21 protein-coding genes, 1 rRNA gene and 1 pseudogene are annotated in these 25766 nt (G+C 68.6%); 11 read left to right on the forward strand and 12 right to left on the reverse strand.

Annotation, left to right across the window (positions count from 1 at the left end):
• Positions 1 to 78 (forward strand): 5S ribosomal RNA (gene rrf, locus ABD331_RS58430); the annotation flags it as partial.
• A gap of 591 nt (positions 79 to 669) precedes the next feature.
• Here the strand turns inward: rrf and ABD331_RS58435 are convergent.
• Positions 670 to 1167 carry a DinB family protein gene (locus ABD331_RS58435; protein ID WP_344495871.1) on the reverse strand — a complete coding sequence of 166 codons (498 nt, stop codon included), beginning with the start codon at positions 1165 to 1167 and terminating at the stop codon, positions 670 to 672.
• A 500-nt stretch (positions 1168 to 1667) separates the two neighbouring features.
• Positions 1668 to 2447: a CPBP family intramembrane glutamic endopeptidase gene (locus ABD331_RS58440; RefSeq protein ID WP_344495873.1), complete on the reverse strand. Its 780-nt coding sequence runs from the start codon at positions 2445 to 2447 to the stop codon at positions 1668 to 1670.
• A 124-nt stretch (positions 2448 to 2571) separates the two neighbouring features.
• Between ABD331_RS58440 and ABD331_RS58445 the strand changes: the two genes are divergently transcribed.
• Both ABD331_RS58445 and ABD331_RS58450 read left to right on the forward strand, forming a co-directional pair.
• Positions 2572 to 3657: a sensor histidine kinase gene (locus tag ABD331_RS58445; RefSeq protein WP_344495875.1), complete on the forward strand. Its 1086-nt coding sequence runs from the start codon at positions 2572 to 2574 to the stop codon at positions 3655 to 3657.
• A pseudogene (locus ABD331_RS58450) lies at positions 3654 to 4294 on the forward strand (response regulator). The gene ABD331_RS58445 and the pseudogene ABD331_RS58450 overlap by 4 nt, the downstream one beginning before the upstream one ends.
• A gap of 254 nt (positions 4295 to 4548) precedes the next feature.
• Here the strand turns inward: ABD331_RS58450 and ABD331_RS58455 are convergent.
• Complete coding sequence (locus ABD331_RS58455) at positions 4549 to 5316, reverse strand: PhzF family phenazine biosynthesis protein (protein ID WP_344495877.1); 768 nt, start codon at positions 5314 to 5316, stop codon at positions 4549 to 4551.
• Positions 5317 to 5484: 168 nt separating this feature from the next.
• Here ABD331_RS58455 and ABD331_RS58460 point away from each other — a divergent pair, with 168 nt between their 5' ends.
• Complete coding sequence (locus ABD331_RS58460) at positions 5485 to 5868, forward strand: cell division protein SepF (protein WP_080044678.1); 384 nt, start codon at positions 5485 to 5487, stop codon at positions 5866 to 5868.
• Between the two features lie 426 nt (positions 5869 to 6294).
• On the opposite strand, the gene ABD331_RS58465 is transcribed toward ABD331_RS58460, so the two are convergent.
• The 6 genes from ABD331_RS58465 to ABD331_RS58490 form a co-directional block, all read right to left on the reverse strand.
• A complete protein-coding gene (locus ABD331_RS58465) occupies positions 6295 to 6426 on the reverse strand; it encodes a hypothetical protein (protein WP_344495880.1) in 132 nt (43 codons plus the stop codon).
• Positions 6427 to 6430: 4 nt separating this feature from the next.
• Positions 6431 to 7765, reverse strand: a complete 1335-nt coding sequence (locus tag ABD331_RS58470) for a hypothetical protein (RefSeq protein ID WP_344495882.1) — start codon at positions 7763 to 7765, stop codon at positions 6431 to 6433.
• Positions 7766 to 7885: 120 nt separating this feature from the next.
• Positions 7886 to 9613: an arginine--tRNA ligase gene (gene argS, locus ABD331_RS58475; RefSeq protein ID WP_344495884.1), complete on the reverse strand. Its 1728-nt coding sequence runs from the start codon at positions 9611 to 9613 to the stop codon at positions 7886 to 7888.
• The gene (locus ABD331_RS58480) at positions 9610 to 11952 is read right to left on the reverse strand and encodes an HAD-IC family P-type ATPase (protein ID WP_344495886.1); all 2343 of its coding nucleotides are present in this window, start codon (positions 11950 to 11952) and stop codon (positions 9610 to 9612) included. The genes argS and ABD331_RS58480 overlap by 4 nt, the downstream gene beginning before the upstream one ends.
• 73 nt (positions 11953 to 12025) lie before the next feature.
• A complete protein-coding gene (gene plsX, locus ABD331_RS58485) occupies positions 12026 to 13075 on the reverse strand; it encodes a phosphate acyltransferase PlsX (protein WP_344495887.1) in 1050 nt (349 codons plus the stop codon).
• A gap of 164 nt (positions 13076 to 13239) precedes the next feature.
• Entirely contained in the window at positions 13240 to 13797 is a 558-nt protein-coding gene (locus tag ABD331_RS58490; RefSeq protein ID WP_344495889.1) for a DUF1707 SHOCT-like domain-containing protein, read from the reverse strand.
• 178 nt (positions 13798 to 13975) lie between these two features.
• Here ABD331_RS58490 and ABD331_RS58495 point away from each other — a divergent pair, with 178 nt between their 5' ends.
• Together ABD331_RS58495 and ABD331_RS58500 are read left to right on the forward strand one after the other, a co-directional pair.
• Positions 13976 to 15292, forward strand: coding sequence for a KamA family radical SAM protein (locus ABD331_RS58495; protein WP_344495890.1), 1317 nt, complete (start codon positions 13976 to 13978; stop codon positions 15290 to 15292).
• A gap of 390 nt (positions 15293 to 15682) precedes the next feature.
• Complete coding sequence (locus ABD331_RS58500) at positions 15683 to 16648, forward strand: hypothetical protein (protein ID WP_344495891.1); 966 nt, start codon at positions 15683 to 15685, stop codon at positions 16646 to 16648.
• Between the two features lie 698 nt (positions 16649 to 17346).
• Here ABD331_RS58500 and ABD331_RS58505 read toward each other — a convergent pair.
• The 3 genes from ABD331_RS58505 to ABD331_RS58515 form a co-directional block, all read right to left on the reverse strand.
• Positions 17347 to 17502, reverse strand: a complete 156-nt coding sequence (locus ABD331_RS58505) for a hypothetical protein (RefSeq protein ID WP_344495892.1) — start codon at positions 17500 to 17502, stop codon at positions 17347 to 17349.
• Between the two features lie 253 nt (positions 17503 to 17755).
• Positions 17756 to 18622 (reverse strand): ABC transporter ATP-binding protein, encoded by an 867-nt coding sequence (locus ABD331_RS58510; RefSeq protein ID WP_185100376.1) that lies wholly within the window; start codon positions 18620 to 18622, stop codon positions 17756 to 17758.
• Positions 18615 to 19550 carry an ABC transporter permease gene (locus tag ABD331_RS58515; RefSeq protein WP_344495896.1) on the reverse strand — a complete coding sequence of 312 codons (936 nt, stop codon included), beginning with the start codon at positions 19548 to 19550 and terminating at the stop codon, positions 18615 to 18617. Before ABD331_RS58515 ends, ABD331_RS58510 begins: the two co-directional genes overlap by 8 nt.
• A 612-nt stretch (positions 19551 to 20162) precedes the next feature.
• Between ABD331_RS58515 and ABD331_RS58520 the strand changes: the two genes are divergently transcribed.
• The 5 genes from ABD331_RS58520 (at position 20163) to ABD331_RS58540 (ending at position 25762) form a co-directional block, all read left to right on the forward strand.
• Entirely contained in the window at positions 20163 to 21668 is a 1506-nt protein-coding gene (locus ABD331_RS58520) for a peptide ABC transporter substrate-binding protein (protein WP_344495898.1), read from the forward strand.
• Between the two features lie 129 nt (positions 21669 to 21797).
• Positions 21798 to 22742: an ABC transporter permease gene (locus tag ABD331_RS58525; protein WP_148443456.1), complete on the forward strand. Its 945-nt coding sequence runs from the start codon at positions 21798 to 21800 to the stop codon at positions 22740 to 22742.
• A complete protein-coding gene (locus ABD331_RS58530) occupies positions 22735 to 23712 on the forward strand; it encodes an ABC transporter permease (RefSeq protein WP_344495900.1) in 978 nt (325 codons plus the stop codon). Before ABD331_RS58525 ends, ABD331_RS58530 begins: the two co-directional genes overlap by 8 nt.
• A 12-nt stretch (positions 23713 to 23724) precedes the next feature.
• Positions 23725 to 24762: an ABC transporter ATP-binding protein gene (locus tag ABD331_RS58535; protein WP_344495902.1), complete on the forward strand. Its 1038-nt coding sequence runs from the start codon at positions 23725 to 23727 to the stop codon at positions 24760 to 24762.
• Positions 24746 to 25762 (forward strand): ABC transporter ATP-binding protein, encoded by a 1017-nt coding sequence (locus ABD331_RS58540; RefSeq protein WP_344495904.1) that lies wholly within the window; start codon positions 24746 to 24748, stop codon positions 25760 to 25762. Before ABD331_RS58535 ends, ABD331_RS58540 begins: the two co-directional genes overlap by 17 nt.
• Positions 25763 to 25766: the final 4 nt, after the last annotated feature.

Consider the following 25766-nt stretch of genomic DNA (forward strand, 5'->3'; position numbering starts at 1 on the left):
CCGAACCCGGAAGTTAAGCTTCTCTGCGCCGATGGTACTGCACTCGGGAGGGTGTGGGAGAGTAGGTCACCGCCGGACAATCTTTATGGATAAGGGCCCCGACGCCAACGCGTCGGGGCCCTTTCTGCGTTGTGGGGGTGTACGATCCTGCGCGAACGCATGTCCGTACACTCCGAAACCACACCAGCCGCCCCACGAACCCCATGCGGCCGCGCCACGCTCGCTGGGTTGCGCCACGCCTGGCGGCCCGCACCACGCCCTGCCGGCGAAGAACCCGTCGCACAGCCGGCCACCACCCGACCCGCCAAGTTAGGTCAGCCCTTCACCCGCTGGTTCATCCGCACACTCCTTGACTCCCTGTGCCGCCTTCCCTGCCGCGTCTTCACTCTCGGCGGGGAAGCCTTACGCATACCCTGCTGACCCGCGCGGATTTACCCCCAGCGGACCAAGACCGAGAAGGGCTCACCCGCCTCCGACTTCGACGCCAGGATCGACCGCATCGAGTAGGCGGTGAGGCACCAGCCCGAGCGCACCTTCGCGTTCGACGAGTTCGAGCCCGCTCAGCGACCGCCACACCGCCGGGCGTGCGTGGTGGGCAGCACGCGGCCGACCAACCACCCAGGCAGCCTGAACCCTCACCCAACCCGGTGATCATCTCTGCTCGCAGCGCTAGACACGCCGGTGGTCGCCGCTCTCGCCGTCGATGAGCTCGCGCACGATGTCCATGTGGCCGGCGTGCCGGGCGGTCTCCTCGATCACGTGGATGAGGATCCAGCGCAGCGTCATCCTCTCGCCGCGCTCGTTGGTACCGAGGTCTTCGAGGTCGAACTTCTCGATGACCTCGTCCGAGGACGCGCGGGCGCGGGCGTAGAAGGCGAGGACATCGGCGGTGGTCTCGCCGGCGTCGACGCGCAGGTCGGCATTCTCGTCATCGTCGTCGAAGGGGAGTTCCTCGTGCTCCTGGCCGAACGCGTCGGCGAACCACCAGTACTCAACGGCTGCTAGGTGCTTGACCAGGCCCAGCAGATTCGTCCCTGACGGGGTCATGGGGCGTCGCAGCGCCTCGTCGTCCAGTCCCTCGATCTTCCACAGCACCGCGTCGCGATGCCGGTCCATGCTGGCACGGAGGCTTTCCTTCTCACCACCGGTGAACGGGACTGTTCTCATGCCCGGAACCTAACAGTTGTCCCGCCACTCGCGCCAAGCGGGTGGGAGCACCCGGAACACCCGTCAGGAGCCGCGAGCAGCGCGTCGTCAGACCCGGTGTCGGCGTACAGGTGATTGTGCAGAGGCAGGTACGCGCAGATGTGAAGAGGTGGTGCAGCGATTGTCTGGAGCGTCACCGCCTCCTCGGGCATGGCCGAGGGCGGCTGGCGGGCGAACGGCCAGGATCGGCCCGGGCGCAGCCGTTGGGTGAGGAACTGCTCAAAGGTCAGCAGCGCCTGGGATCTGGTCGAGGTGCCGGTGAGGGTGACCAGACGTTCACCGCAACTGAGAGGGCCAGTCCCCCGAGGGCCTGCCCGCCGCGCGACCCCTCGGAGCGGAACGGCATGGCCGAAGGAGAGCGATGAGCGCGCCCCCGCCCATGCCTTCCTGGCGGTCGGCCACGCCCCTGGAGCGCAGCAACGTGCTGAGCGCGCCCTGGCCTAGGAACTCGGGCTATGTCCTCAGGCCACCGCCTGGTCGCTTGCCCGCGGATTCGGTCTGGCGATGCCCTGCCCCCTGAGCAGGACGGCTCCCGCCAGCGCGAGCCCGATGGCCATCAGCACGAGCAGGATGCTGAAGCTCTCCGGCTTCATGGGCACGCTGCGCATGCCCAAGTGGAAGCCCAAGTGCACGCCGGCCGCCATCCACAGCCCGCCGCCACGCACCCGCGCCGCCCCGGCCGCGAAACCGAGCGCCGTGGCCATGAGCGCATAGAGCAGCTTTTCCCCGATGGTGGTTCCCGAGCCTTGGGAGAAGACGTGCACGGAACCGAATGCGACCGACGTGATGATCAAGATCGCCCGTGGCGACAGGCGTTGCGACAGGCTGTCGAAGACATGGCCGCGCCAGAGCAGTTCTTCCGGGAATGCCTGATTGAGCAGCAGCACGACGGCGCCCAGCGGCAGCGCACCCAGCAGGACGGAAGCGTCCACCGACACCCAGGTTCCGGCCCCCACAGCCATGGCCATCCCATAGGCGGCGAGTATGGGCAGCGCACCCGCGAAGACGCCGAGCACGATGTGCCACGGTTTCCGCCAGCCCAGAGACGACCATGGCCGCCGGTCCAGAAATCTCCGGATCAGATAGACGAACAGCAGCGCGGTGAGCGTGATACCAAGTGGGCCGAAAAAACTCAGCAGTGGGCTCGTCCGGCCGAGGAAAAGTAGCGGGAGGGTGGAGCCGATGATTGCCTGGGCGAACATGAGGACCATGGCGAGGAGGACGGTCCAGAGCGTCTTCATGCCGGGAACGCTAGGGAAGTGCGGAGTCTCGGCGCATCGAGCCAGGGATAGAACTCACCATGACCAACGTCATGATGACCTTCGGTGGATCACAGGGTGCCCGGCGGAACCGTAGGTTTGTCGTATGGCATGGCTACGTGACCCTGATCGGCCCGCTCTCCTGACCGTGGTGTTCTGGCTGGTGCTCGGGGCCACGGTCGCAGTCAACCTGATGCTGCCCAGCACCGTGCCGGTCCGGGTCCTGTTCTTCGCTGACGTCGTGTTGCTGTGCGGGCTGTGGATGGTGATGCCGTGGCGGCCCGGACGCGGCCGTCTCCTGGTGACCCCCGTTTTCCTGGCGGGCACCTTCGCGCTGGGACTGGTCGGGGCGGCGGGCACGCACGCGCCCTTGGCGCTCATGGGCGTGGCCAACCTTGCCTTGGTGTACGGCATGAGGACTGCCGCCGGCATCCTCGCTGTTTTCAGCGCGATCTTGGTCATCACTCCTCCGGTGTTCTACGGCAGGACGCTCGTCCAGACGCTGGCCGATCTGGCGGTGATCGCGGTGCTCGGCGTCTTCTCCATGGGCATGGCGTCGGCGGTGTTGCGGGCCAGGCAACTTGCCGAGCGTGTGCGGGAGCTGACCGTCGCCGAGGAGCGCGCCAGGCTCGCGGCGGAAATGCACGACTCGATCGGCCATCATCTGACCGTGATCAAATTAGGTTTGGAGAATTCCGAGCGTTTCCGCGAACGCCGACCCGAGGCCGCTTGGGAAGAGGTGCGTCAGGCCAAGGAACTCACCCAGGCGGCGCTGGCCGACGCCCGCCGCTGGGTGCGCGCGCTGCGCCCTCTGGCGCTCAACGGCGACCTGGGCAGTGCCGCGCTCCAGAACCTGGCCAGCTCCTTCTCCGGTACGGGCGTCACGGTGACCTTCGAGGTGGAGGGGATGGAACGCCCGTTGGGACCCGACACCGAACTGGTGCTCTACCGGGTGCTGCAGGAAGGGCTCACCAACGCCGTACGGCACGCGGAGGCGACGTCCGTGCGCGGCACGCTGACGTTCGAGAAGAGGAGGATCGTGCTTGTGGTCGCCGACGACGGCAAGGGGTTTGGCCAGGGCCACGGGTTCGGTCTGAGCTCGCTGAACGACCGGGTCACGGCCCTTGGCGGCAGGCTCATCAGTGGCGACAAGGCCGTGGGCTTCGAGCTGCGCGCGGAGCTGCCGTCGTGAGGGCGGTCCGGGTGCTCCTGGTCGACGACCAGGAACTGATGCGGCAAGGGCTGCGCAAGCTGCTGGAGATCGAGGAAAGCATCGAGGTCGTGGGCGAGCCCCCGACGGGGCGGCCGCACTGGCGGCGATCGAGGAGACCCGCCCCGACGTGGCGCTCGTGGACGCCCGGATGCCGCGCATGGACGGCGTGGAGCTGATCACCCGGCTGGCAGCCAAGCACCCCGCGGTGGCGGCGATCGTACTCAGCACCTTCGACGAGGACGAATACATCTTCGGGGCGCTGCGCGGCGGCGCCGTCGGCTACCTGCTCAAGGACTGCTCACCCGACGAACTGGTCGCGGCCGTCCTGCGCGCCAGTCGCGGCGAGACCGTGCTGAGCAGCCCGGTCGCCGCCCGGCTGGTCGCCAACCTGCGGAGGACACCGGCGCGCGGCGCGTTCTCCGGCGAGGACCTGCTGTCGGGCAGGGAGCTCGAAGTGGCGCGGATGGTGGCCGCCGGGGCCGCCAACAGGGAGATCGCCACCCGGCTGCACATCACCGAGGGCACGGTGAAGAACCACGTCTCGAGCGTGCTGCGCAAGCTGGGGCTGCGTGATCGCACCCAGCTCGCTCTGCGCCTGACGGAGCGGCGATCCTGATCTCGCGAAGCAATTCCAGGGAAGATCGCAGGGGCTGCCGGCCGCCGATGCGGGAAAACCGCCTCTCCCTGATGCGGTGAAGCCGCGACCGCGGTGGTCTGGTGCGTGACCGAACACGTCCCCGGCCTGCCCGTTATCGCCGGGTCCGCCCGGACAGCGCCACCGACCCCAGCAGCGGACACACCGCTCACCTGTGCACGTGTACTTGTACCTATCTCTGCACCTGGACCGTACGCCGACACCCGGTCGACGCATCAGGCGACGTGCAGGGTGCCCGACATCACCGTGACGGCCCGTCCGGCGAGGTGGACTCGGTCGTCGGCGTGGGTGACGTGGACGAGGCCGCCGCGGGCGGAGAGCTGAGCGCCCACGAGGGAGGCGCGGCCGAGGCGGGCCGACCAGTACGGGGACAGGGCGCAGTGGGCCGAGCCCGTCACCGGGTCCTCCGGCACGCCGACCCTGGGCGCGAAGAAGCGGGAGACGAAGTCGGTTTTGCTGCCGGGCGCTGTGACGATGATTCCTCTTGCGTCAATCGCGTTTAGAGCAGTGATGTCTGGGGTAAGGCCGATTACCGTTTCGTCTGACTCCAGCTCGACCAGCAGGTCGAGCTGGCTTTTGCCGACCCGTACCGGGGTGGCTCCGAGGGCTTTCTCCAGACCGGGCGGAGCCTCTGCGGGGGTGACCTCCTTGGCGGGGAAATCCATTGTGATCATGCCGTCCGGGCGCTGATTCACGGTGAGCGTCCCGCTGGCCGTGTTGAATTCGAGCTGCCCCTCCGCCGCACCGGTCGAATAGAGGACGTGTGCGGTCGCGAGCGTGGCATGACCACACAGAGTGACCTCCGTCGCCGGGGTGAACCAGCGGAGCGAATCCCCGTGCAGGTAGGCGGTCTCGGAGAGGTTCATCTCCATGGCTACGCTCTGCATCCATTGCTCAGTAACCGGTGTGTCCAACAGGCAGACAGCCGCGGGATTACCCTGGAAAGCTGAGTCAGTGAAGGCGTCGACCGTGAAGAGGCGCATGTGGCTGATGGTATACGGGGGTCGGATATCCAGCTGCAAGCAGGCTGCAAGCCGTACAAAATGGAATTAGGGCTGGGCGTGTCGCGTGGCGAATGCGGAATCGTCGGTTACCGTCCAATGTGTAGGGACGTGCCGATTACGGTGAGTTCCTGAGGAAAGGACAAGCCGATGGGGGCAGTGCGCAAGGTGGTGAGCTACCTTGGCCTGAGCGGGGTCGATCACTACGACGAGGGCTATGACGACGACGAGCAGTACGAGGACGAGTACGTCCCGGCCACCGAGCGAGCCGCCAGGCGGTGGCGCGCGAACGTGGACTCGTCACGGATCGTGATGGTCCAGCCGCTCAAGTACAACGACGCACCGTTGATCGGCCAGCACTTCCGAGACGGTCAGACGGTGATCATGGACGTGACGGGCATGTCGATGCCCGAGGCGACGCGGATGGTGGACTTCGCGGCCGGGCTTGCGTTCGGCTGCGAGGGGCGGATCGAGCGCATCGCCGAGCGCGTCTTCCTTCTGGCGCCGGCGCACGTGGAGATCGAGACGACCTGAGGCCGTAGCACGACGAGCTGATGAGCTGGGGAGCCTGTCCGGGAGATCGATCCGGGCAGGTTCTTCGTTGTGTGGGCGCGGTGGAGTGTGGCGGTCTCCGAACCGGGTGCGTGACGCCGTCTGGGCGCGCCTGTGAAGGGCGTGCGGCGCGTGGGCGGCCCGCAACGCCGCAGCGGAGGTGACGCGGGCGGCTGGGGCGTGATGTGACGTAGGTGGGGCACGGCGTGGCGCGGGTGAGGCAGGCTGTGGCGCGCGCAGGGTGTGGTGCAGGCAGGCCGCGCGGGTGGGCCATCGCGCGAGCAGGGCTTGGCGCGGCGCGTGGTGGGCGTGGTGCGGGCAGGGTGTGGTGTGGGCAAGGCAAGCAAGGACGCGGGTAACGGGCGGGTGTGGGGAGGGCGTGACGTAGGTGGGGCGCGGGGTGGGGGGTTAGCCGTGGTCGTCGGCCGCGCTGACGCCTTCCTGGGTGACCGCTACCGGCGCATCGCCCGCCGCCGCGGCACCGATGGCCGCAAGCGAACCCACACCCGTCAGCTCCAAGCCGCCGGCCTGCCAACTCACCGATTTAGTGGGCGGCGCGGGGGCCGCGGCGGATGAGGCGGGTCAGTTCGGTCGCGTCTTCGCCCGCCTGCTTGGCCCGATCCTCCGCCTCACGCGCGTACGCGTGCAGCGCCCACACCGCCCCCTCGGCCAGTTCCTTCAGCTCGTTCACCTGCCCAGCCACATACCGGGCATCGGCGTCGACGAGTTTGCGGCGTTGCCAGAGCTGCCAGCCGGCCAGCCCGATCATGGCGACGGCGGCGGCGGCGAGCAGGCGGGTGCTGAGGGCGGCGCCGGCGAGGCAGGCGACGCCGGCGACGATGAGGACGAGGGCGGCCCACGGGCGGCCGCGCGGGATCATGCCCTCGGTGACGATCGACTCCTCGGCGGCGGCCAGGGAGGCCTGGTCGGGCCCTTCGGGGCGCAGGTGGATGCGGTGGCCGAGGAGGGGGACGGTGAGGGTGGCGGGGGGTTCGAGGCGGCTGTCGGCTTCGAGCTCCTCGGAGACGCCGCGCAGGATCGGCGCCGCGACGTGCAGGGCGATCGCCGCGAGGTGCGGGTCGGCGCCGGGGCGCAGGTCGTCGAGCAGGTACGAGGTGAGCGACGCCATCGGCCCCGAGGGCCCGCCCTGGCCGATGAGGGTGCGCAGGACGGCGAGGGGCTCGTCCTCGGCCCAGTTGGCGGCGGGGGTGGCCGGGTTGTTGTCGAGCGGGGCGGGCGAGTCGTGCTCGGTCTGCCGCGCGGAGGTGATCTCGGCGCACCGCCCGCGCAGCCGGGCGAGGCGGGCGGCGGCCACGGCGGGCCTGGCCAGCTCGGGGATCTCGGCCATCTCCGGGAAGTCGGCCAGGGACGGCGGCACGACGACGGCGGGCTCGCCGGGGACGAGGGCCTGCACCCACTGCTGGGGGTCGGCGTGTTCCTGGACGGCGAGGGCGTCGAGCTTGCGCAGCACGAAGATCTTGCCGGCGGGCCCGTAGGCGCCGCGGGCGGCGGCCAGCCAGAGTGAGCGCTGGCCGTGGGTGACCGGGCGGTCGAGTGACAGTTCGCCGAAGGCGGTGCCCAGCCAGGAGGCGTGTATGCGGCTGCCCTGCCCGGACACGGCCAGTGCCAGGCAGAGGAAGAGTGCGGTTTGTTGCTGGTCGCGTCCGGCGGCCCGGCTGAGCGGTTCGAGCGGGTCGTCGCCGGCGAGGAGGGCGACGAGCGCTTCGAGAGCCGGCGGCAGCCAGTAGCCCGAAACGTCGCTGAAGCTCGGTGCGGCCGGCGGCGCGGTGCCCTTGGCGGCGAGGTGCGCCAGCAGCGCCTCGGCGTAGCGATGCAGTTCGGTCGCTGCTGGGGGGCTCGCAGTCAGGTCCGTGCTCAAGGCAGAGAACTCCCCATTTCGGCCTCAGTTCATGACCGCGTAAAGCCTAGCCGTTGGGGCGCGCCAACCCGGTGGAGGCGCGCCCACGGCGGAACGGGAGACTTTGAGCCAACTGCCTGTTTACATGCGCTGGAGGACAGGGACGCCCAGAAGGTCGAGCCCCGTCTCCAGCACCCGCAACGTCAGCGCGCACAGGGCGAGCCGCTGGTCGCGGATCTCGGGGTCGACGCCCTCCTTGATGACCGGGCACTCCTCGTAGAACGTGCTCAGCAGGCTGGCCGTCTGGAAGAGGAACGCGCACAGCCGGTGCGGCTCGGAGTCGGCGGCGACCTGCGAGACGAGCTCGCCGAAGCCCAGCAGGTGCAGGCCCAGGGCGCGCTCGGCCGGGGCGGCCAGCACGATGGGGGCGGTCGCGTCGGCAGGGGAGATGCCCGCGCCGCGGAAGATGGAGTGGATGCGGGTGGTCGCGTACTGCATGTAGGGGCCGGTGTTGCCGGTCATGGCCACCATGCGGTCGAAGTCGAAGACGTACTCGCTGTCGTGGCTGACCGACAGGTCGGCGTACTTGACGGCGGCCATGCCGACGGCGTGCGCGATCTCCCGCTGGGTGGCCTCGTCGTGGCCGCGGTCCTCGATGAGCTTGGCGGCCCGGTCGACGGCCTCCTGGAGCAGGTCCATCAGTTTGACGGACTCGCCGGAGCGGGTCTTGAAGCGGCGGCCGTCCTTGCCGAGCATCATGCCGATGCGGACGTGCTCGGCCGAGGTGGTGTCGGGCAGCCAGCCCGCCTGCTTGGCGGCGGCGAACACCATCTGGAAGTGCAGCGCCTGCTCGTTGCCCACGACGTAGAGGATGCGGTCGGCCTTGAGGTCGTGGACGCGGTAGCGGATGGCCGCCATGTCGGTGGTGGCGTAGCCGTAGCCGCCGTCGCTCTTCCTGATGATGAGCGGCAGCGGCTTGTCGTCGGAGCCGGTGAAGCCGGGCGGGAACACGCACAGCGCGCCCTCGCTGATCACGGCCGTGCCGGCCGCCTCCAGGTCGTCGCAGGTCCGCTGGAGCATGGGGTTGTACATGCTCTCGCCGGCGATGTCGGCGTCGGTGAGGGTGACGCCGAGCATGGCGTACACCTTGTTGAAGAAGCGCACGGTGGCGTCCATGAAGACGTGCCAGAGCCGCAGCGTCTCCGGGTCGCCCGACTGCAGCGTGCTCACCCGCGCCCGCGCGCGCGTCTTGAACGTCTCGTCGCCGTCGAACTTGGCCCGCGCCGCCTGGTAGAACTCGGTGCCCTGGCCGGCTTCGAGCTGCTCGACGGCGGCGGCCTCGCCGATGTCGAGCAGGTGCTCGATGAGCATGCCGAACGGGGTGCCCCAGTCGCCCAGGTGGTTCTGCCTGATGACCTTGTTGCCGAGGTGCTCGTGCATGCGGGCCAGGGAGTCGCCCACGATGGTGGTGCGCAGGTGGCCGACGTGCATCTCCTTGGCCGCGTTGGGCGCGGAGTAGTCGATCACGATGGTCTGCGGCGGCGTGCTCGTGCCGACGCCGAGGCGCGGGTCGGCGTGCATCCGCCGGGCCTCGGACTCGATCCACGCGTTGTCGAGCGTGAGGTTGAGGAAGCCCGGGCCGCTGACCTCGATGGTGCCGGGGAAGTCGGACAGCTCCGCAGCGATCGACTCGGCGACCTCCCGCGGGGACCGTCGCAGGCGCTTGGCCAGGCTCATCGCGACGTTCGCCTGGAAGTCGGCGAACTGGGAGGGCCGGATCAGCGGATCTGCGTCGGCGTGCTCCGGGCCGAACGCGCGGGCCAGCGCCTGCTGGACGCGCTCGGTGAGCACTATCTGCGGGTCGGTCATGGTCTAAGGGTACCGGCGAGCTTGACCGCGACGCTTATCACAAGTGCTGCCACGAGGGAGATGCCGACGGCGGTCAGGTCGTTGCTGAGGTCGCCGGGTTCGAGGGCGAAGAACTCCCTGACGAAGGGCAGCGCCAGGCCGATGGCGAAGAGCACCGCCATGGCTCCCACCAGCGCCGTCCGCCACCAGTTGAGTGGTCTGGCGATGAGCACCAGCACCCACCAGGTGGTGAGGAAGAGGGTGATCACGGCGGCGGTCTGGTCCTCGAGGAGGGTGGAGGTGCCCTTGTGGGCGGCCCAGAAGGACAGGAGCACCGCCGCCGCGCACAGCACCCCTGCCGGTACGGCGAAGCGCAGCACCCGCGGCACGAACCCGGGCTTCGAGCGTTCCAGTGTGGGCGCCAGCGCGAGGAAGAACGCGGGGATGCCGATGACCAGGGCGTTGGTCAGGGTCGAGTGGCGCGGCGCGAACGGGAACTGCATCCCGGCCAGCCCGACCACGAGCGACAGCACGATCGCGTAGAACGTCTTGGTGAGGAACAGGTTGGAGACCCGTTCGATGTTGGCCAGTACCCGCCGGCCCTCGCCCACGACGTGCGGCAGCGTGGCGAACTTGTCGTCGAGCAGCACGACCTGCGCGACGGCCTTGGTGGCGGGGCTGCCCGCGCCCATCGCGATGCCCAGGTCGGCGTCCTTGAGCGCGAGCACGTCGTTGACGCCGTCGCCGGTCATGGCGACGGTGTGGCCGCGGGCCTGGAGGGCGGCGACGAACTCGCGCTTCTGCTGGGGGCTGACCCGGCCGAAGACGGTGTGGGTGTCGAGCAGCTCGCCGAGCCGGTCGGGGTCGTCGTGCGGGAGGGTGCGCGCGTCGATGGACCGGTCGCCGCCGGGGATGCCGAGGCCGGTCGCGATGGCGGAGACGGCGAGCGGGTTGTCGCCGGAGATGATCTTGAGGGTGACGCCCTGCTTTGCGAAGTAGCCGAGGGTCTCGCGGGCGTCGGGCCTGACGCGTTGTTTGAGGGTGACGAGGGCGACGGGCTGCACGGTGGCCTCGCCGCGCTCGGTGCCGTCCAGCGAGTCGGTACGGCACAGCGCCAGGACGCGCGTGCCGGTGGCGGCCAGGTCGGTGGCCCTGTCGTAGGCGGCGCCGCCGTGCAGGAGGACGTCGGGCGCGCCCAGCACCCAGGCGCCGTGCTCGCCGAAGTCGGCGCCGCTCCACTTGCGGGCGGAGGAGAACGGCACGGTCGAGCGGGTGGTCCAGCCGGTGGGGGAGGCGGGGTAGCGGGCCCTGATGGCCTCGGCGGTGGCGTTCGGGCGGTCGTCGAGGTTGGCGAGGGCGGCAAGCGCCTCGTCCACCAACTCACGCGCGGGTGCGGGCGCGGGGGTGCGGTCGTCGGGTACGGGCAGCACCTCGTCCAGGTCCATCCCGCCCGCGGTGAGGGTGCCCGTCTTGTCGAGGCAGAGCACGTCCACCCTGGCCAGGCCCTCGATCGCGGGCAGCTCCTGCACCAGGCACTTGCGGCGGCCCAGCCGCACGACGCCGACGGCGAACGCGATCGAGGTCATCAGCACCAGCCCCTCGGGGATCATGGTGACGATGCCGGCGACCGCCCCGGTGACCGCGCCGCGCAGGTCGGCGGAGTTGTGGAGCTGGCTGTAGATCAGCAGGGCGCCGATCGGGACGACCAGCCAGGTGATGTACTTGATGAAGTTGGCGACGCCCGCGCGCAGCTCGGAGTGGGCCAGGTGGAACTTGCTGGCCTCCTCGGCGAGCTTGGCGGCGTACGCGTCGGTGCCGACCCGGGTGGAGACGAACGCGCCGGAGCCCGCCACCGCGAAGCTGCCCGACAGCACCTGGTCGCCCGGCTGCTTGTGCACGGGGTCGGCCTCGCCGGTGAGCAGCGACTCGTCGATCTCCAGGCCGTCGGAGTGCACGACCTCGCCGTCCACCAGGAGGCGGTCGCCGGCGCCGAGCAGGATCAGGTCGCCGAGGACCACGTCGCGGGGGTCGATCTCCTGTTCGCGGCCGTCGCGGCGGACGCGTACGGGAGCCTCGTTGATCACCGCGAGGCGGTCGAGGGTGCGTTTGGCGCGCAGCTCCTGGATGATGCCGATCAGCGCGTTGGCCACGATGACCAGCCCGAACAGGCCGTCCTGCCACTCGCCGAAGATGAGGATCAGTGCCCACAGGACGCCGATGACGAGGTTGAACAGGGTGAACACGTTCGCTCTGAGGATCGCGCTCAGTGAGCGGCTGGAGCGGCGCGGGATGTGGTTCGCCTTCGCGCTCGCCACCTGCGCCGAGGTGAGCCCAGGTGCCACCGAGATGAGCCCGTCCACATAAGCCCCCGTTTCTGTGGATCGGTCTCACACCCTATGGGTTGACCCGGGCCCGCGGCAGCGACTTGGGTCTTCACTCGACGGCGTCTCCACCGCGGCTGGATTTCCACAGCCTGTGGGAGCGGCTCGGCACGGCCATCCGCTCGCCGATCGCGTTCACCACGCCGGCGGCCGACAGGTCGGCGGCGAGGCGGCAGGCGGCGCTGATGCCCTGGGCCCTGGAGGCGCCGTGGGCGATGACGACGGTTCCGTTGAGCCCGAGCAGGACGGCGCCGCCGTGCGCCTCTGCGTCGAGGCGCTGCCGCAGCTCGCGCAGGCGGGAGCGCTGCATGGCGGCGCCGAGGCGGGCCAGCCTGCTCTCGCTGATCGCCTCACGCAGCTCGGCGAAGGCGTAGCGGACGGCGCCCTCCATGGTCTTGAGCGCCACGTTGCCCGTGAACCCGTCGGTGGTGATCACGTCGACCTTGCCGGTCAGCAGGTCGTGGCCCTCGACGTTGCCGGTGAAGTGGATGCCGGGGGAGCCCTGCAGCAGCTCGTGCGCGCGCCTGACCAGTTTGTCGCCCTTCTCGGCCTCGCTGCCGATGGTGAGCAGGCCGACCTTGGGGTCCTTGATGCCGTGGGCGAGCTCGGCGTACGTGGCGCCGAGCTGGGCGAACTGCACCAGCATCTCCGGCTTGACCTCGGCGTTCGCGCCGGCGTCGAGGAGCACGGCGGGGGCGGGCAGCGTGGGCAGGTCGACGGCGATGGCCGGTCTGAGCACGCCCTGCTGGCCCTTGAGGCGCAGCCTGCCGGTGGTCACGATGCCGGCGGTCGATCCCGCGGAGACGACGGCGCAGGCGTCGCCGCGGCGGACCAGGTGGCAGGCGATCGCGATGCTGGAGCGGGGCCGGCGCAGGCTGGCCAGCGCGCCCTCGTCCATCTCCAGCGCCTCTTCCGCGCGGACGATGGGGATCTCCTTGGTGGCGTCGTGGTCGGCGAGCGCCTCGTAGAGCACGCGAGGGGAGCCGACGAGCACGACGGGCAGGCCGCGCTCGCGCACCGCGTGCACCGCTCCGGCCACGATCTCGTGCGGCGCGTGGTCGCCGCCCATGGCGTCGAGCGCGACTGGCAGGCCCTCGGACAATGCTCACCTCGTACGGCATCGAGCCCGCCGCCACGGCTTGGCCGGTACGCGGGCTCGGTATGTCCGCATCAGGCGAGGCAGGTGTCAGGGTAACCGGCGGGCAGGACCTCTTGGTTCCCGCACACGGCCGTTCCAGTCCTGGTCACCTCGCGCAGGTGGGGGCGCTAGTGGAGGTTCCAGTCGTCCTTGCCCCGGGTCACGACGACCTTGGAGAACTTGGACGCTCCGGTCAGCCTGATGAGCGGGCCGTCGCCGGAGGACCCGGCCGTCACCTGGCGCTTGCCGAACAGGGCTGTGCCCTCGTCGATGACGTGGGCGTTCTCGGGCACCCGCACGATCACCTTGCTGAAGCGCGCACTGGTCTCGACGGTGATCTCGCGGCCGGGCAGCACGGCGTCCGACAGGTCGATGATCAGGGCTCCGAAGCGGGCCGACAGCGTGGTGTGCCGCGAGGCGACCCAGCGCCCCTTGCGCACGACCTTGCTGAACTTGGAGCTGATGACCTGCCGCTCGATCGCGGCGGGCGCGTCGGACGCGGACACCTCGGGCAGGTCGCGGGTGAGGGGGACGAGGTCGCCGACGGTCTTGGCCGTGTAGGCGACGTCGAGGCGGTCGGCGTGCTCCACGGTGGTGAGTCTTCCCGTGGCGAGTGCCTCGGACAGCACGGCGGCCACGCGGTCGCGGTCGGCGTCTGAGGCGCGCAGGTCCGGATCGTGAGTCACGATATGTCAGTCTACGCCTTGACGCGATATGTCGCGAGTGTCCACAAACCTCAAGGAAAACTTGGAGCCCAGCGGAACCGCGAACGCGGGTGGCCGCGTCCGGGTATTAAGAACCGTAGACGCGCGACAGGGTCGTGAGGTTTACACCCGATCGAACAAAAAAGATGGGAACGGCCTAGTGATCTTGAACCAGGCAGGCACGCGACGCTTCCGGGCGTTCACGTCCAAGCACCTCGACCAGCTCCTGCAGCGTGCGGGGCTGGGGGACGACGAGCGCCTGAAGGTGCGTGCCGTCGCCACGGTGCTGCCTTTCCGGACGAACGCCTACGTCGTGGATGAACTCATAGATTGGTCGGCCGCGCCCGACGACCCGATATACCGGCTCGTCTTCCCGCAGGAGGACATGCTGCCCGCGGCGGACGTCGCCAGGCTGGCCGACCTGCTGAAGGCGGAGGCGCCGAACGCCGAGATCCAGGCCGAGGCGAACCGCGTACGCGCACAGCTCAACCCGCATCCGGCGGGGCAGAAGGAGCTCAACGTCCCGAAGATCGGCGAAGAGCCCGTTCCCGGGATGCAGCATAAATACGCGGAAACGGTGCTGATCTTCCCTAAACAGGGGCAGACCTGTCACGCCTACTGCACCTACTGCTTCCGCTGGGCGCAGTTCGTCGGCGACGCCGACCTCAAGTTCGCCTCCGACGACATCGGGCAGATGGTCGGCTACATCCGCCGGCATCCCGAGGTCACCAGCGTGCTGATCACCGGCGGCGACGCCATGATCATGGGCGAGCCGGTGATCAGCCGCTACATCGAGCCGCTGCTGGAGCTCGAACAGCTCGAGTCCATCAGGATCGGCACCAAGGCGCTGGCCTACTGGCCGCAGCGCTTCACCACCGACCCCGACGCCGACGACACGCTCCGCCTGTTCGAGCGGGTGGTCGAGTCGGGCAAGAACCTCGCCTTCATGGCGCACTTCTCACACCCGCGCGAGCTGGAGTCGCCCCTGGTCGAATCGGCCGTCAAGCGCATTCTCGGCAGCGGGGCCACGATCAGGACCCAGGCGCCGCTGATCAGGTCCATCAACGACGACCCGGCCGTGTGGTCGGGCATGTGGCGGCGCCAGCTCCGGATGGGGCTGATTCCCTATTACATGTTCGTGGAGCGCGACACCGGGCCCCAGGACTACTTCGCGGTCCCGCTGGCGCGCGCGTACGAGATCTTCAGGGACGCCTACTCGGCCGTCTCCGGGCTCTGCCGCACGGTGCGCGGGCCCTCCATGTCGGCCACGCCGGGCAAGGTCTGCGTGGACGGCGTCATGGAAGTCGCCGGGGAACAGGTGTTCCTGCTCCACTTCATCCAGGCCCGCGACCCGTCGCTGGTGGGGCGGCCGTTCTTCGCGCGCTACGACCCGTCCGCCGTCTGGCTGACGGACCTGCGCCCAGCCTTCGGCGACCGTTTCCCGTTCGAGGCGGCGGACGCCCTGCTGACCGTCTGAGCCCGGCCGCGCGCGTCCACCGCGACCGGTGAATATGGCCCCCGGCCCGTGAACATTTGTTTTCGCGACCCTTTGTTCACGGGCCGTCGGGGCCTCTTGTGTTCTTGCGCGAGACGCGCGCAATATTGGAAACAAGACCCTTGTATTTCCCGTTTTGTCTCTCCGCTCAACACTCCCCCTTTACTCGGTAACCGGGCTGCAAACCCCTGCTACATGGGCATTCATGCGCCTGCGGTCGATCAAGGCGAGTGATAGAACTGCTTCCGTAGCTCAGCCGTGGCGACACGCTTCGTGTGGTGCCCATAGCGCGTCCGCAACGGCATACGGGGGTTATCGATTCGCATTTCCACCGCATTCGAGAGCGATCGATCACGAGCCGGGAAGGCAATCATGAATCGAGTAGTCAAGACGGCGCTGGCCGTCACAGCATTCGGTTTGGCGGCAGCGGCCATGGCCGTGCCAGCACAAGCCGAAGTTCAGTACGAGTCCGCCAAGCACGCGCCTGTCGACGGCCTGGGCGGAGGCACCATTGCCGGCGCCGACCCCCTAGGTGGGCTGCTGAGCAGCCTGGTCGGAGGTGGCGGGGGCCTGCTCGGCGCGCTCGGCGGCACCGCCAAGTCCGGCGCCCAGCAGGGCGGCCAGATGTCGGAGCTCGAGCGCGACATGGCCAGCGAGAACCAGGCGGAGACCGGCACCACGGCCAACGCGGCCGAGGACGTCACCGCCAGCGGCGGCCCGATACCCGAGCTGTCGCCCATCCTCAGCAGCCTCAGCAGCGTCCCGCTCGGCGGGGGCGGCCTGACCGAGTCCCTGCCCCTGCTGGGCGCCTCGCGCATGGCCACGCCCTCGGTCAAGGCCGGCAAGCAGGGTGAGAACACGGCCACGAGCCAGGGCGACGCCCTGGGCGGCGGCGTGGCCGGCACGGTCGGCTCGTCCGTCGAGCGCACCGTCGGCACGCTGAGCGGCGCCAACCTGCTGCCCGTGTCGGGCAGCGGCGCCGCGGCCAAGTCGATGGCGAGCGGCTCCTCGGGCCTCGGCTCTTTCTCCGCCGACGCCCTGCTGGGCGGCGTCACCCAGGCGACCTGGCTGGCCCTGCCGCACAGCGCGGGCCGCCAGCTCGCCCCCGCGATCGGGCAGGTGACGCCCGCCGAGATGGCTCCGGTCGTCGAGGCGCTGCCCGCCACCTCCCAGGCCGCCGCCATGGACGAGCTCGCCCCGCTCGTGCAGGACACGTCCGCCTTCGTCGAGGCGCGCGGCGTGCAGACCGCCGGCGCCTACAGCGACCTGATCACCGCCCTCGGCTGGACCACCGACGCGCTGACGAGCTCGGTGCGGGGCTCCGCGGTCCGCGACTAGTCGCCTTTCTGGGCTCGCGACCAGGCACTCCTAGAAACGCGGCCGGACACATCCTGGGTTCGTGGCCGGGCACTCTCCCTGTTTCGCGGCTAGGCGCGAGATCTGGGCCGGTGACCTGGAACGTTCCGGGACGATGGACGGGCGCGGCCCCTGGGCGCGACCCCCCAGGTTCGCGACTGGACCGTGATGGAGGCGCTGACGAGCGCGGCCGGCCGAGGAACCGGCAGGACGGTTCGCGGGTGTCACAGGTGCCGACACCCGGGCACCGGCCCTGGCGGTGACTGGGCGGCTCGCTCGCTCGCCCCAGCAGTCCCCTGACGGCATGTTCCCCCGACCGGGCGCCGCCCTCCAACGGGCTCGGTCCGCCCGGAGCCACGGGTTCCCCACAAGGGCCCGTCGTTCCACACGAGGTCTGGGGATCCCCTGACCCGGGCCCTCCCCACCGGAGGTCTCGATCGGGACGTCGTCGCACTGATGCGGCAGGCCATCCGGGCGCCCTCAAGGTGCCGGGCGCCCGAGGCACTGACGCGCGTAGGTTGAGAGCCCGCCGCCGTGAACGGGCGGGCTCACGTCGGGCCTGGGCGGACGCGCCCTAGCCCCGGGGTACGCGAGGCGCCGCCACTGCAGGGCAGCGGCACCCCGCCCACCCCGCCACCGGCCCCACCCCGGGGTCGGTGGCTTTTTCATGCCAACGGGCCTCAGGGCAGGCGAACGCCTGTACGGCGAGCGATCTGGGCCTGCAGCCTCGCCATCTGCCAGTGCAGCTCCAGAAGCTGCTCGGCGAGCTGCATACGCGGAATCTCGGCAACATCCTCGACGGCCAGGTGGTCAATCGCGGCCGCAAGCTCTCCCATCGCGCGCCCCCACTCCATCACCGTTTCCCTGGTTCGAATCGACGTTCGAATCCTATCGGAACAGGCGGCGCGCTGTCAGTCGATAGCCTCTCCAGCCGCACAGGTTTCGCACGCAAGATCGAAAACCACGGAACCCGGCCCACATGGGCTCGCGTAACGGCGGCCCGCCACTGAAGGGTCAGAGGCCGTTTCCTGGAGGGCCGTCAGCCGAAGTGCGCAGGGTGGCGAACCACGGCAGCGCGTAAAGTATAAGTCAGCCCTTATTATAGGCGGCGATGACTTCCTTCGGGTCGCCGTCCATTTTGATCTTGCCCTTGTGCAGCCAGATCACCCGGTTGCACGTCTGCTCGATCACCCGCAGATCGTGCGCCACGAGGAACACCGTGCCGGCCGACTCGCGGATCTGGCGGATGCGCTCCTCGCTCTTCTTGCGGAACTCCCGGTCGCCCGTCGCCAGTGCCTCGTCGATGAGCAGGACGTCGTGGGTCTTGGCCGAGGAGATGGCGAAGCGCAGGCGGGCGCCCATGCCGGAGGAGTAGGTGGACATCGGGAGCTGCACGAACTCGTCGATGCCGGAGAAGTCGACGATCTCCTGGTACTTCTCCTTGACCTCGGCGGGCGTCATGCCCATGGCGTAGCAGCCGAGGACGATGTTGCGCTCACCGGTCAGCTCGCGCATCAGGGCCGCGTTGACGCCCAGCAGCGAGGGCTGGCCGTCGGTGTAGACGGCGCCCTTGTGCGGGGGCAGCAGGCCCGCGATGGCGCGCAGCAGAGTGGACTTGCCCGAGCCGTTGCGCCCCACGATGCCGATGGCGTCGCCGTGGTAGGCCACGAAGGTCACGCCCTTGACGGCGTGCACCTCCTTCATCTGCGGCCTGCCCTGGCGCTTCAGAATGCGCGTGAGGGCGTTGACCGCGTTGCCCTTCTCGGCGTCGGAGGCGGCCCCGTAGACGCGGTAGACGATGTGCAGATCGTCGACGATGACGGTGGGAGTGCCCGTGGGTACGTCGAGGGGCCGCTTGCCCGGGGGCTCCGGGTTGGGATGCACTCGGACATCCTTGCCGGGGTCGGCGGGCTTGTCGCCCTTCACCTGTGACAGCTCCTTGGTCAGTTCAGCCACGCCCGTACCTCTCCTCGGACCGCCAGAAGTACCAGAAGCCGAAGCCGAGTGCGAACACCGCCCAGAATACGCAAGACACCAACACCATTGTCGGCGGGTGGTGCCCGTAGGCGGTGTTGTAGCTCGGGATGAGAATCTCGCGCATCCACTCGATGTAGGAGGCCGCCGGGTTCAGGTACATCAGGTCGGCCACCCACTGGGGCAGCCCCGCGGAGCCCACGACCTTGGCCTGGATCACGAAGAAGACGCCGGAGGCGTAGAGCCAGGTGCGGGTGATGAACGGCAGCAACTGGTTGAGGTCGCGCATCTGGGCGCCCAGCCTGGCCATCACCAGACCGGCCCCGATGTTGAAGAGCGTCTGGAGCAGCAGCACCACCGGGATCATGAGCCAGTACCAGGTGGGCCATTCACCCGTGACCACCACGAGGACCATCAGCACGCCCATGGAGATGGCGAGCTGCTGCAGCTCCTGGATCGTGTACGCGAGCGGCAGCGAGGCCCTGGGGAAGTGCAGGGCCCTGATCATCGACAGGTTGCCGGAGATCGACTTCGCGCCCGCGGTGACCGTGCGCTGGGTGAAGGTGAAGATGAACATCCCGGTCAGCAGGAACGCCGGGTAGTTCGCGACGTCCTTGCCGCCGCCCAGGATGATGCCGAACATCACGAAGTAGATGCCGGCGTTGAGCAGCGGGGTCAGCACCTGCCAGAGCTGCCCGAGCGCGGAGCTGGAGTATTTCGTGGTGTTGCGCGAGGTCGCGTACGTCAGGATGAAGTGACGGCGCTGCCACAGCAGGCGCAGGTAGACGGAGAACCTCGGCCGCGCGATGGCACGGCGAAGCCCGTATCTCTTGGCGAGCTTGGCCAGCGGCTCCTGCCCGCTCCGGCCGCCCGCCTGGGCGTCCGCGACAGCGGATTCCGGCTGGCTCATGGCAAGGACTCTATTGGATCCCGGTCGGTGGGGTGCCTGTCGTACGAGTTGACGGCAGACAGTTGGACAGACTGTTGGACGGAGTCTCCTGACGCCGGGGTTCCAAGGCGTCGTCAAGACCTGCTCAACCGTAGCCCAGCGGGCCGGGGCGTGGTGGCGGAGGCGCGAGCAGGGTCGTGTAGGGGGTATTTTTCATCGACTGTTCACGTCCAGGCTGAACCCGTAGAGGTGGATTTGTACTGTTTGCTCCGCATGGGGTCAAATGTCTGTGACGCTGGATTGGCGCACGTGTGACCGAACTGCAACGCACCAGAGACTCGCTGGTGGCAAGTAGTGAGGGATAGTCGCGATCGACTGGCAGGGCGTCGGCTGGTTTGACCATGTCAGCCAAATCCGGGGGGATACCAGGAACTCTCCGTCAGGCTGCTCTTGATCACCGCAGCTCAGCGCTAGGCGCCCACCTGTAGAGGGAGGATTTCTTTCACCATGCGTGTTACTAAGGGCGCACGGATCGTCGCCGGTACCGCGCTGCTCGCCCTCGCGGTTGCCGCGTGTGGCGGCGGTGCCTCGGACAACGGTGGCACTGCCGCGGGCGGTGAAACGCCGGTCCGCATGGAGGTCGGTGAGCCCCAGAAGATGCTGTATCCGCAGGACACCACGGAGACCGAAGGTGCCGAGGTGCTCGCCGCGGTGTTCTCGCCGCTCGTGAAGTACGACGAGAACAAGCAGCCGGTCGAGGAGGCCGCCGAGTCCATCACCACCACGGACAGCCAGGTCTGGACGATCAAGCTGAAGCCGTACACCTGGCACGACGGCACTCCGGTGAAGGCCGAGGACTACGCTCGCGCGTGGAACTTCGCCGCTCTCCAGGACAACGCCATGAGCTCGTCCTACTTCTTCGGGCGCGTCGACGGCTACAACGACGTGCACCCGGGTGAGGGCAAGACGCCGACGGCCAAGGAGATGAAGGGCCTCAAGGTCGTGGACGACACGACGCTGGAGGTCACGCTCACCGCGCCGTTCTCCCAGTTCAAGACGATGCTGGGGTACACCGCGTTCTACCCGATGCCCGCCTCGGCGATCGGCTCCGACGGCAAGCTCGCTCCGGCCTACGGTGAGAAGCCGATCGGCCAGGGCATGTTCAAGTTGGACAAGCCGTACAAGAAGGGCACCGACCCGACCATCGAGCTGTCGGTGTACGACAAGTTCCCCGGCAAGAAGCCGACCGGCTGGACCAAGCTGCAGTTCAAGGTCTACACGAGCTCCGAGACCGCGTGGAACGACCTCCAGGCCGAGAACCTGGACATCCACGACTCGCTGCCCGCCACGGCCATCTCGACCGCCAAGCAGGTGCTCGGCGACCGGTACTTCGACGAGCCCGACGCCTCCATCGGCTACATCGGCGTCCCGCTGAAGTACAACGAGGACTTCCAGAACGTCGACGTCCGCAAGGCCATCTCGATGGCCATCGACAGGAAGACGATCTCGGACACGGTCTTCTCGGGCACCCGCTCCCCGGCCGACGACTTCATCAACCCGGCCATCCCCGGCTACCGCCAGGGTGCCTGCACCGCGTGCACGTACAACCCGGCCGAGGCCAAGAAGCTGTACGAGAGCGCCGGCGGCCCCAAGAGCATCGAGCTCGGCTACAACGCCGACGGTGGTCACAAGGAGTGGATCGAGGCCGTCGCCAACAACCTCCGTGCCAACCTCGGCATCGAGGTCGCGCCGAAGCCGTTCGAGAAGTTCCAGGGCATCCTGGACGCCCTGGACGCCAAGGAGTACAAGGGCCTGTTCCGCATGGGCTGGTCCATCGACTACCCGGCGGCCGAGAACTACCTGACGCCGATCTTCGGCACCGGCGCCATCGGCACTGGTTCGAACTACGGTGGGTATTCCAACAAGGAGTTCGACGAGCTGGTGGCCAAGGGTGACCAGGCCACCGACGCGGCCGAGGGCCAGAAGTTCTACCAGCAGGCCGACGACATCCTGCTGAAGGAGCTCCCGTACATCCCGGTGTACTTCTACCGCAGCAACTTCGGGCACTCCACCAAGGTCAAGAACGTCAAGCTCAACCTGCTCAACCAGATCAACTGGGCGGACGTCGAGAAGGCCTGACGTCATTCGTCTGGCGGACGGCACTTGCCGTCCGCCCGTCGGAGGACTGAGCTTGGAGGCAGTCACTGGGGCCGGTAAATCACGGATTCCGAGTGACTGCCTCCAAGTGTGTACCGGAGGGCTTGAAAAATGGGCCGATATGTCATCAGGCGACTGATTCAGGCGATACCCGTCCTGATCGGCGCCACGCTACTCATCTTCTGCATCGTCTTCGCGCTGCCCGGCGACCCCGTGGCGGCCCTGTTCGGAGACAAGCGCCCGGACGCGGCCGTGGCCGAGGTCCTACGCGAGCAGTACCATCTCAACGACCCGCTGCTGCTGCAGTACTGGTACTACATCAGCGGCGTGCTCTTCCGCGGCGACCTCGGCGTGAACTTCGCCCAGGTGCCGGTGTCCGAGATGCTGGCCGGCAAGTTCCAGGTCACGCTGAACCTGGCGCTGACCGCGCTGGTGATCGAGGCCGTGCTCGGCATCGGCCTGGGCCTGTGGGCGGCGCTGCGCCGCGGCAAGGCCACCGACACCTTCATCCTCGCCTCGACGCTGCTGCTGATCTCGATCCCGACCCTCGTGACCGGCTTCGTGCTGCAACTCGTCCTGGGCGTGCAGCTCAAGCTGTGGACCGGGCTGGACATCTTCCCCGTCGCGGGCACGTTCGCGGGCTGGCGCAGCTACCTGCTGCCCGGCTTCGTGCTCGCCGGAGTGTCGGTCGCGTACCTGACCCGGCTCACCAGGACCAGCCTGGTGGAGACGCTCAGGGCCGACTACATCCGCACGGCCACGGCGAAGGGCCTGTCCAGACGGCGCGTCATCGGCAGGCACGGCTTGCGCAACGCGCTGATCCCGCTCATCACCTATCTGGGCGCCGACCTCGGTAACCTGATGGGCGGAGCGGTGATCACCGAGACGATCTTCAACCTCCAGGGCATCGGGAACCAGCTCTTCAACTCGGTGCACCTGCGAGAACAGCCGGTGGTCGTGGGCATCATCACCATCCTGGTGCTGATCTACATCGTGGCCAACCTGGTCGTCGACCTGTTGTACGCCGTGCTCGACCCGAGGATCCGCTATGAGTAACCCAACCCCGCCGGTCGGGCCGGGACTCCCGGAGACGCAGACGCTGGTCCCGGACACGGTGCCCGCCGCCCCGGCGCCCGAGCGCCAGGACAGGAAGACCAAGGGCGGCAAGCCCGCCAGTCTGTGGACCGACGCCTGGTACGACCTCAGGCGCCGCCCGATGTTCATCATCTCGGTGGTCATCATCGTGATCCTGCTGGTGATGTCCATCTGGCCGCAGCTGTTCACCTCGATCGACCCGTACAACGCCAGGACGTGTGACCTGTCCACGGCGCGGCAGGGGCCCAGCGCCGGTCACCCGTTCGGGCGCGACAACCTGGGCTGTGACGTCTTCGCCAGGACGATCTACGGAGCTCGCAACTCCATCGTGATCGGCGTGTTCACCACGCTGATGACCACGCTCATCGGCGGCCTGCTCGGCATCGTCGCGGGCTTCCGCGGCGGCATGACCGACACGCTCGCCTCGCGCGTCACGGAGATCTTCTTCGCCATCCCCTCGATCCTCGGCGCGCTGCTGATCGCGGCGACGTTCCGCGGCAAGGCCAACAGCATCTTCCTGGTCATCGTGGCCTTGACGGTGCTCGGCTGGCCGATGGTGTTCCGCATCATGCGAGCGGCGGTGATCACCGCGAAGAACCAGGACTTCGTGGTGGCGGCCAGAGCCCTGGGCGCGGGAGCGGGCCGGATCATGTTCCGGCACCTGCTGCCGAACTCGCTGGCCCCGGTCATCGTCGTGGCCACGATCAACCTGGGCACCTTCATCGCGGCCGAGGCCGCGCTGTCGTTCCTGGGTGTGGGCGTGCAGTCGCCGGACATCTCCTGGGGCCTGATGATCGCCGACGCGCGTGACAGGTTCCTGGAGGCGCCGCTGCCGCTGGTGTTCCCCGCGGTGTTCCTGAGCATCACCGTGCTCGCGTTCATCATGATGGGCGACGCCGTGCGCGACGCGCTCGACCCGAAGCTCAGGTAGAAGGGGACCTTTGTGAAGAAGACGTCCGCAGACCTGTTGTCCGCCGAGGGAGGGCTGGGCGACGGGCCGCTGCTCGAGGTCGACGACCTGCATGTGGAGTTCCGCACGCGGGCCGGGATCGTACGCGCGGTCAACGGCGTGAGCTACACGGTCGGTCCCGGCGAGACGCTCGCCGTGCTGGGCGAGTCGGGCTCCGGCAAGTCCGTGACGGCGCAGGCCATCATGGGCATCCTGGACATGCCTCCGGCGGTCATCCCCAAGGGGGAGATCCGTTTCAGGGGCACCGACCTGCTCAAGCTGTCGGAGGAGGCCCGCACGCAGGTGCGCGGCCAGCGGATCGCGATGATCTTCCAGGACGCGCTGTCCGCGCTCAACCCGGTCTTCACCGTGGGCTGGCAGATCAGCGAGATGTTCCGGGTCCACCGGGGCATGTCGAAGTCCGAGTCCATGAAGAAGGCCGTCGAGCTGATGGACCGGGTCCGCATCCCGGCCGCCAGGCAGCGCGTGCACGACTACCCGCACCAGTTCTCCGGGGGCATGCGCCAGCGCATCATGATCGCCATGTCGATCGCGCTGGACCCCGAGGTGCTGATCGCGGACGAGCCGACCACGGCGCTGGACGTGACCGTCCAGGCGCAGATCATGGAACTGCTGGCCGAGCTGCAGCGCGAGAGCCAGATGGGCCTGATCCTCATCACCCACGACCTCGGCGTCGTGGCCGACGTGGCCGACAAGATCGCGGTCATGTACGCGGGGCGCATCGTCGAGAAGGCCCCCGTGTACGACATCTACAAGGCGCCCGCGCACCCGTACACGAAGGGCCTGCTGGACTCGATCCCCAGGGTCGACCAGAAGGGCCAGGACCTGTACGCGATCAAGGGGCTGCCGCCGAACCTGCTGGACCTGCCGACGGGGTGCGCGTTCCATCCCCGCTGCCCGTTCCGTCAGGACAACTGCGTGACCGACGTCCCCCCGCTCTACGAGATCAGCGGCACGCGCGGCAGCGCCTGCCACTACTGGAGGGAGGTCCTCGATGGCGAACAGCAGTGAGCGCATCCTGGAGGTACGCGACCTGGTCAAGCACTTCCCGCTGACCCAGGGGATCATCTTCAGGAAGCAGATCGGCGCGATCAAGGCTGTCGACGGCGTCTCGTTCGACCTGAACAGGGGCGAGACGCTGGGCATCGTGGGCGAGTCGGGCTGTGGCAAGTCCACCCTCGCCAAGGTGCTGATGGCGCTCGAACGGCCCACCTCCGGCTCGGTGAAGATCGGCGGCCGGGACATCGCCAAGGCCAGGGGCGGCGAGCTCAAGCGCATGCGCCGCAACATCCAGATGGTGATGCAGGACCCGTACACCTCGCTGAACCCCCGGATGACCGTCGGCGACATCATCGGCGAGCCGTACGAGATCCACACCGAGGTCGCGCCCAAGGGCGACCGGCGCAAGAAGGTGCAGGAGCTGCTCGAGGTGGTCGGGCTCAACCCCGACCACATCAACCGCTACCCGCACCAGTTCTCCGGCGGCCAGCGGCAGCGCATCGGCATCGCCCGCGGGCTGGCGCTCCAGCCGGAGATCATCGTCTGCGACGAGCCGGTCTCCGCGCTCGACGTGTCGATCCAGGCGCAGGTCATCAACCTGCTGGAGCGGTTGCAGAACGAGTTCAACCTGGCCTACATCTTCATCGCCCACGACCTGTCGGTGGTGCGCCACATCTCCGACCGGGTCGGCGTGATGTACCTCGGCAAGTTCGTGGAGCTGGGCAAGGACACCGAGATCTACGACCGTCCGGCGCATCCGTACACGCAGGCGCTGCTGTCGGCGGTGCCGGTGCCCGACCCGGAGGGGCGGGAGCAGCGTGAGCGGATCATCCTCCAGGGTGACCCGCCCTCTCCGGCGAACCCGCCCAGCGGGTGCCGCTTCCGTACGCGGTGCTGGAAGGCGCAGGAGATCTGCGCCGAGGAGGAGCCGCTCCTGCAGATCCGGCCCGGCACGGGGCACGAGAGCGCCTGCCACTTCGCCGAGACGCACGACGTGGTGCACGTGGGCTAGCCGC

This window comes from Nonomuraea monospora, assembly GCF_039531895.1.
GTDB classification, from domain to species: Bacteria; Actinomycetota; Actinomycetes; order Streptosporangiales; family Streptosporangiaceae; genus Nonomuraea; species Nonomuraea monospora.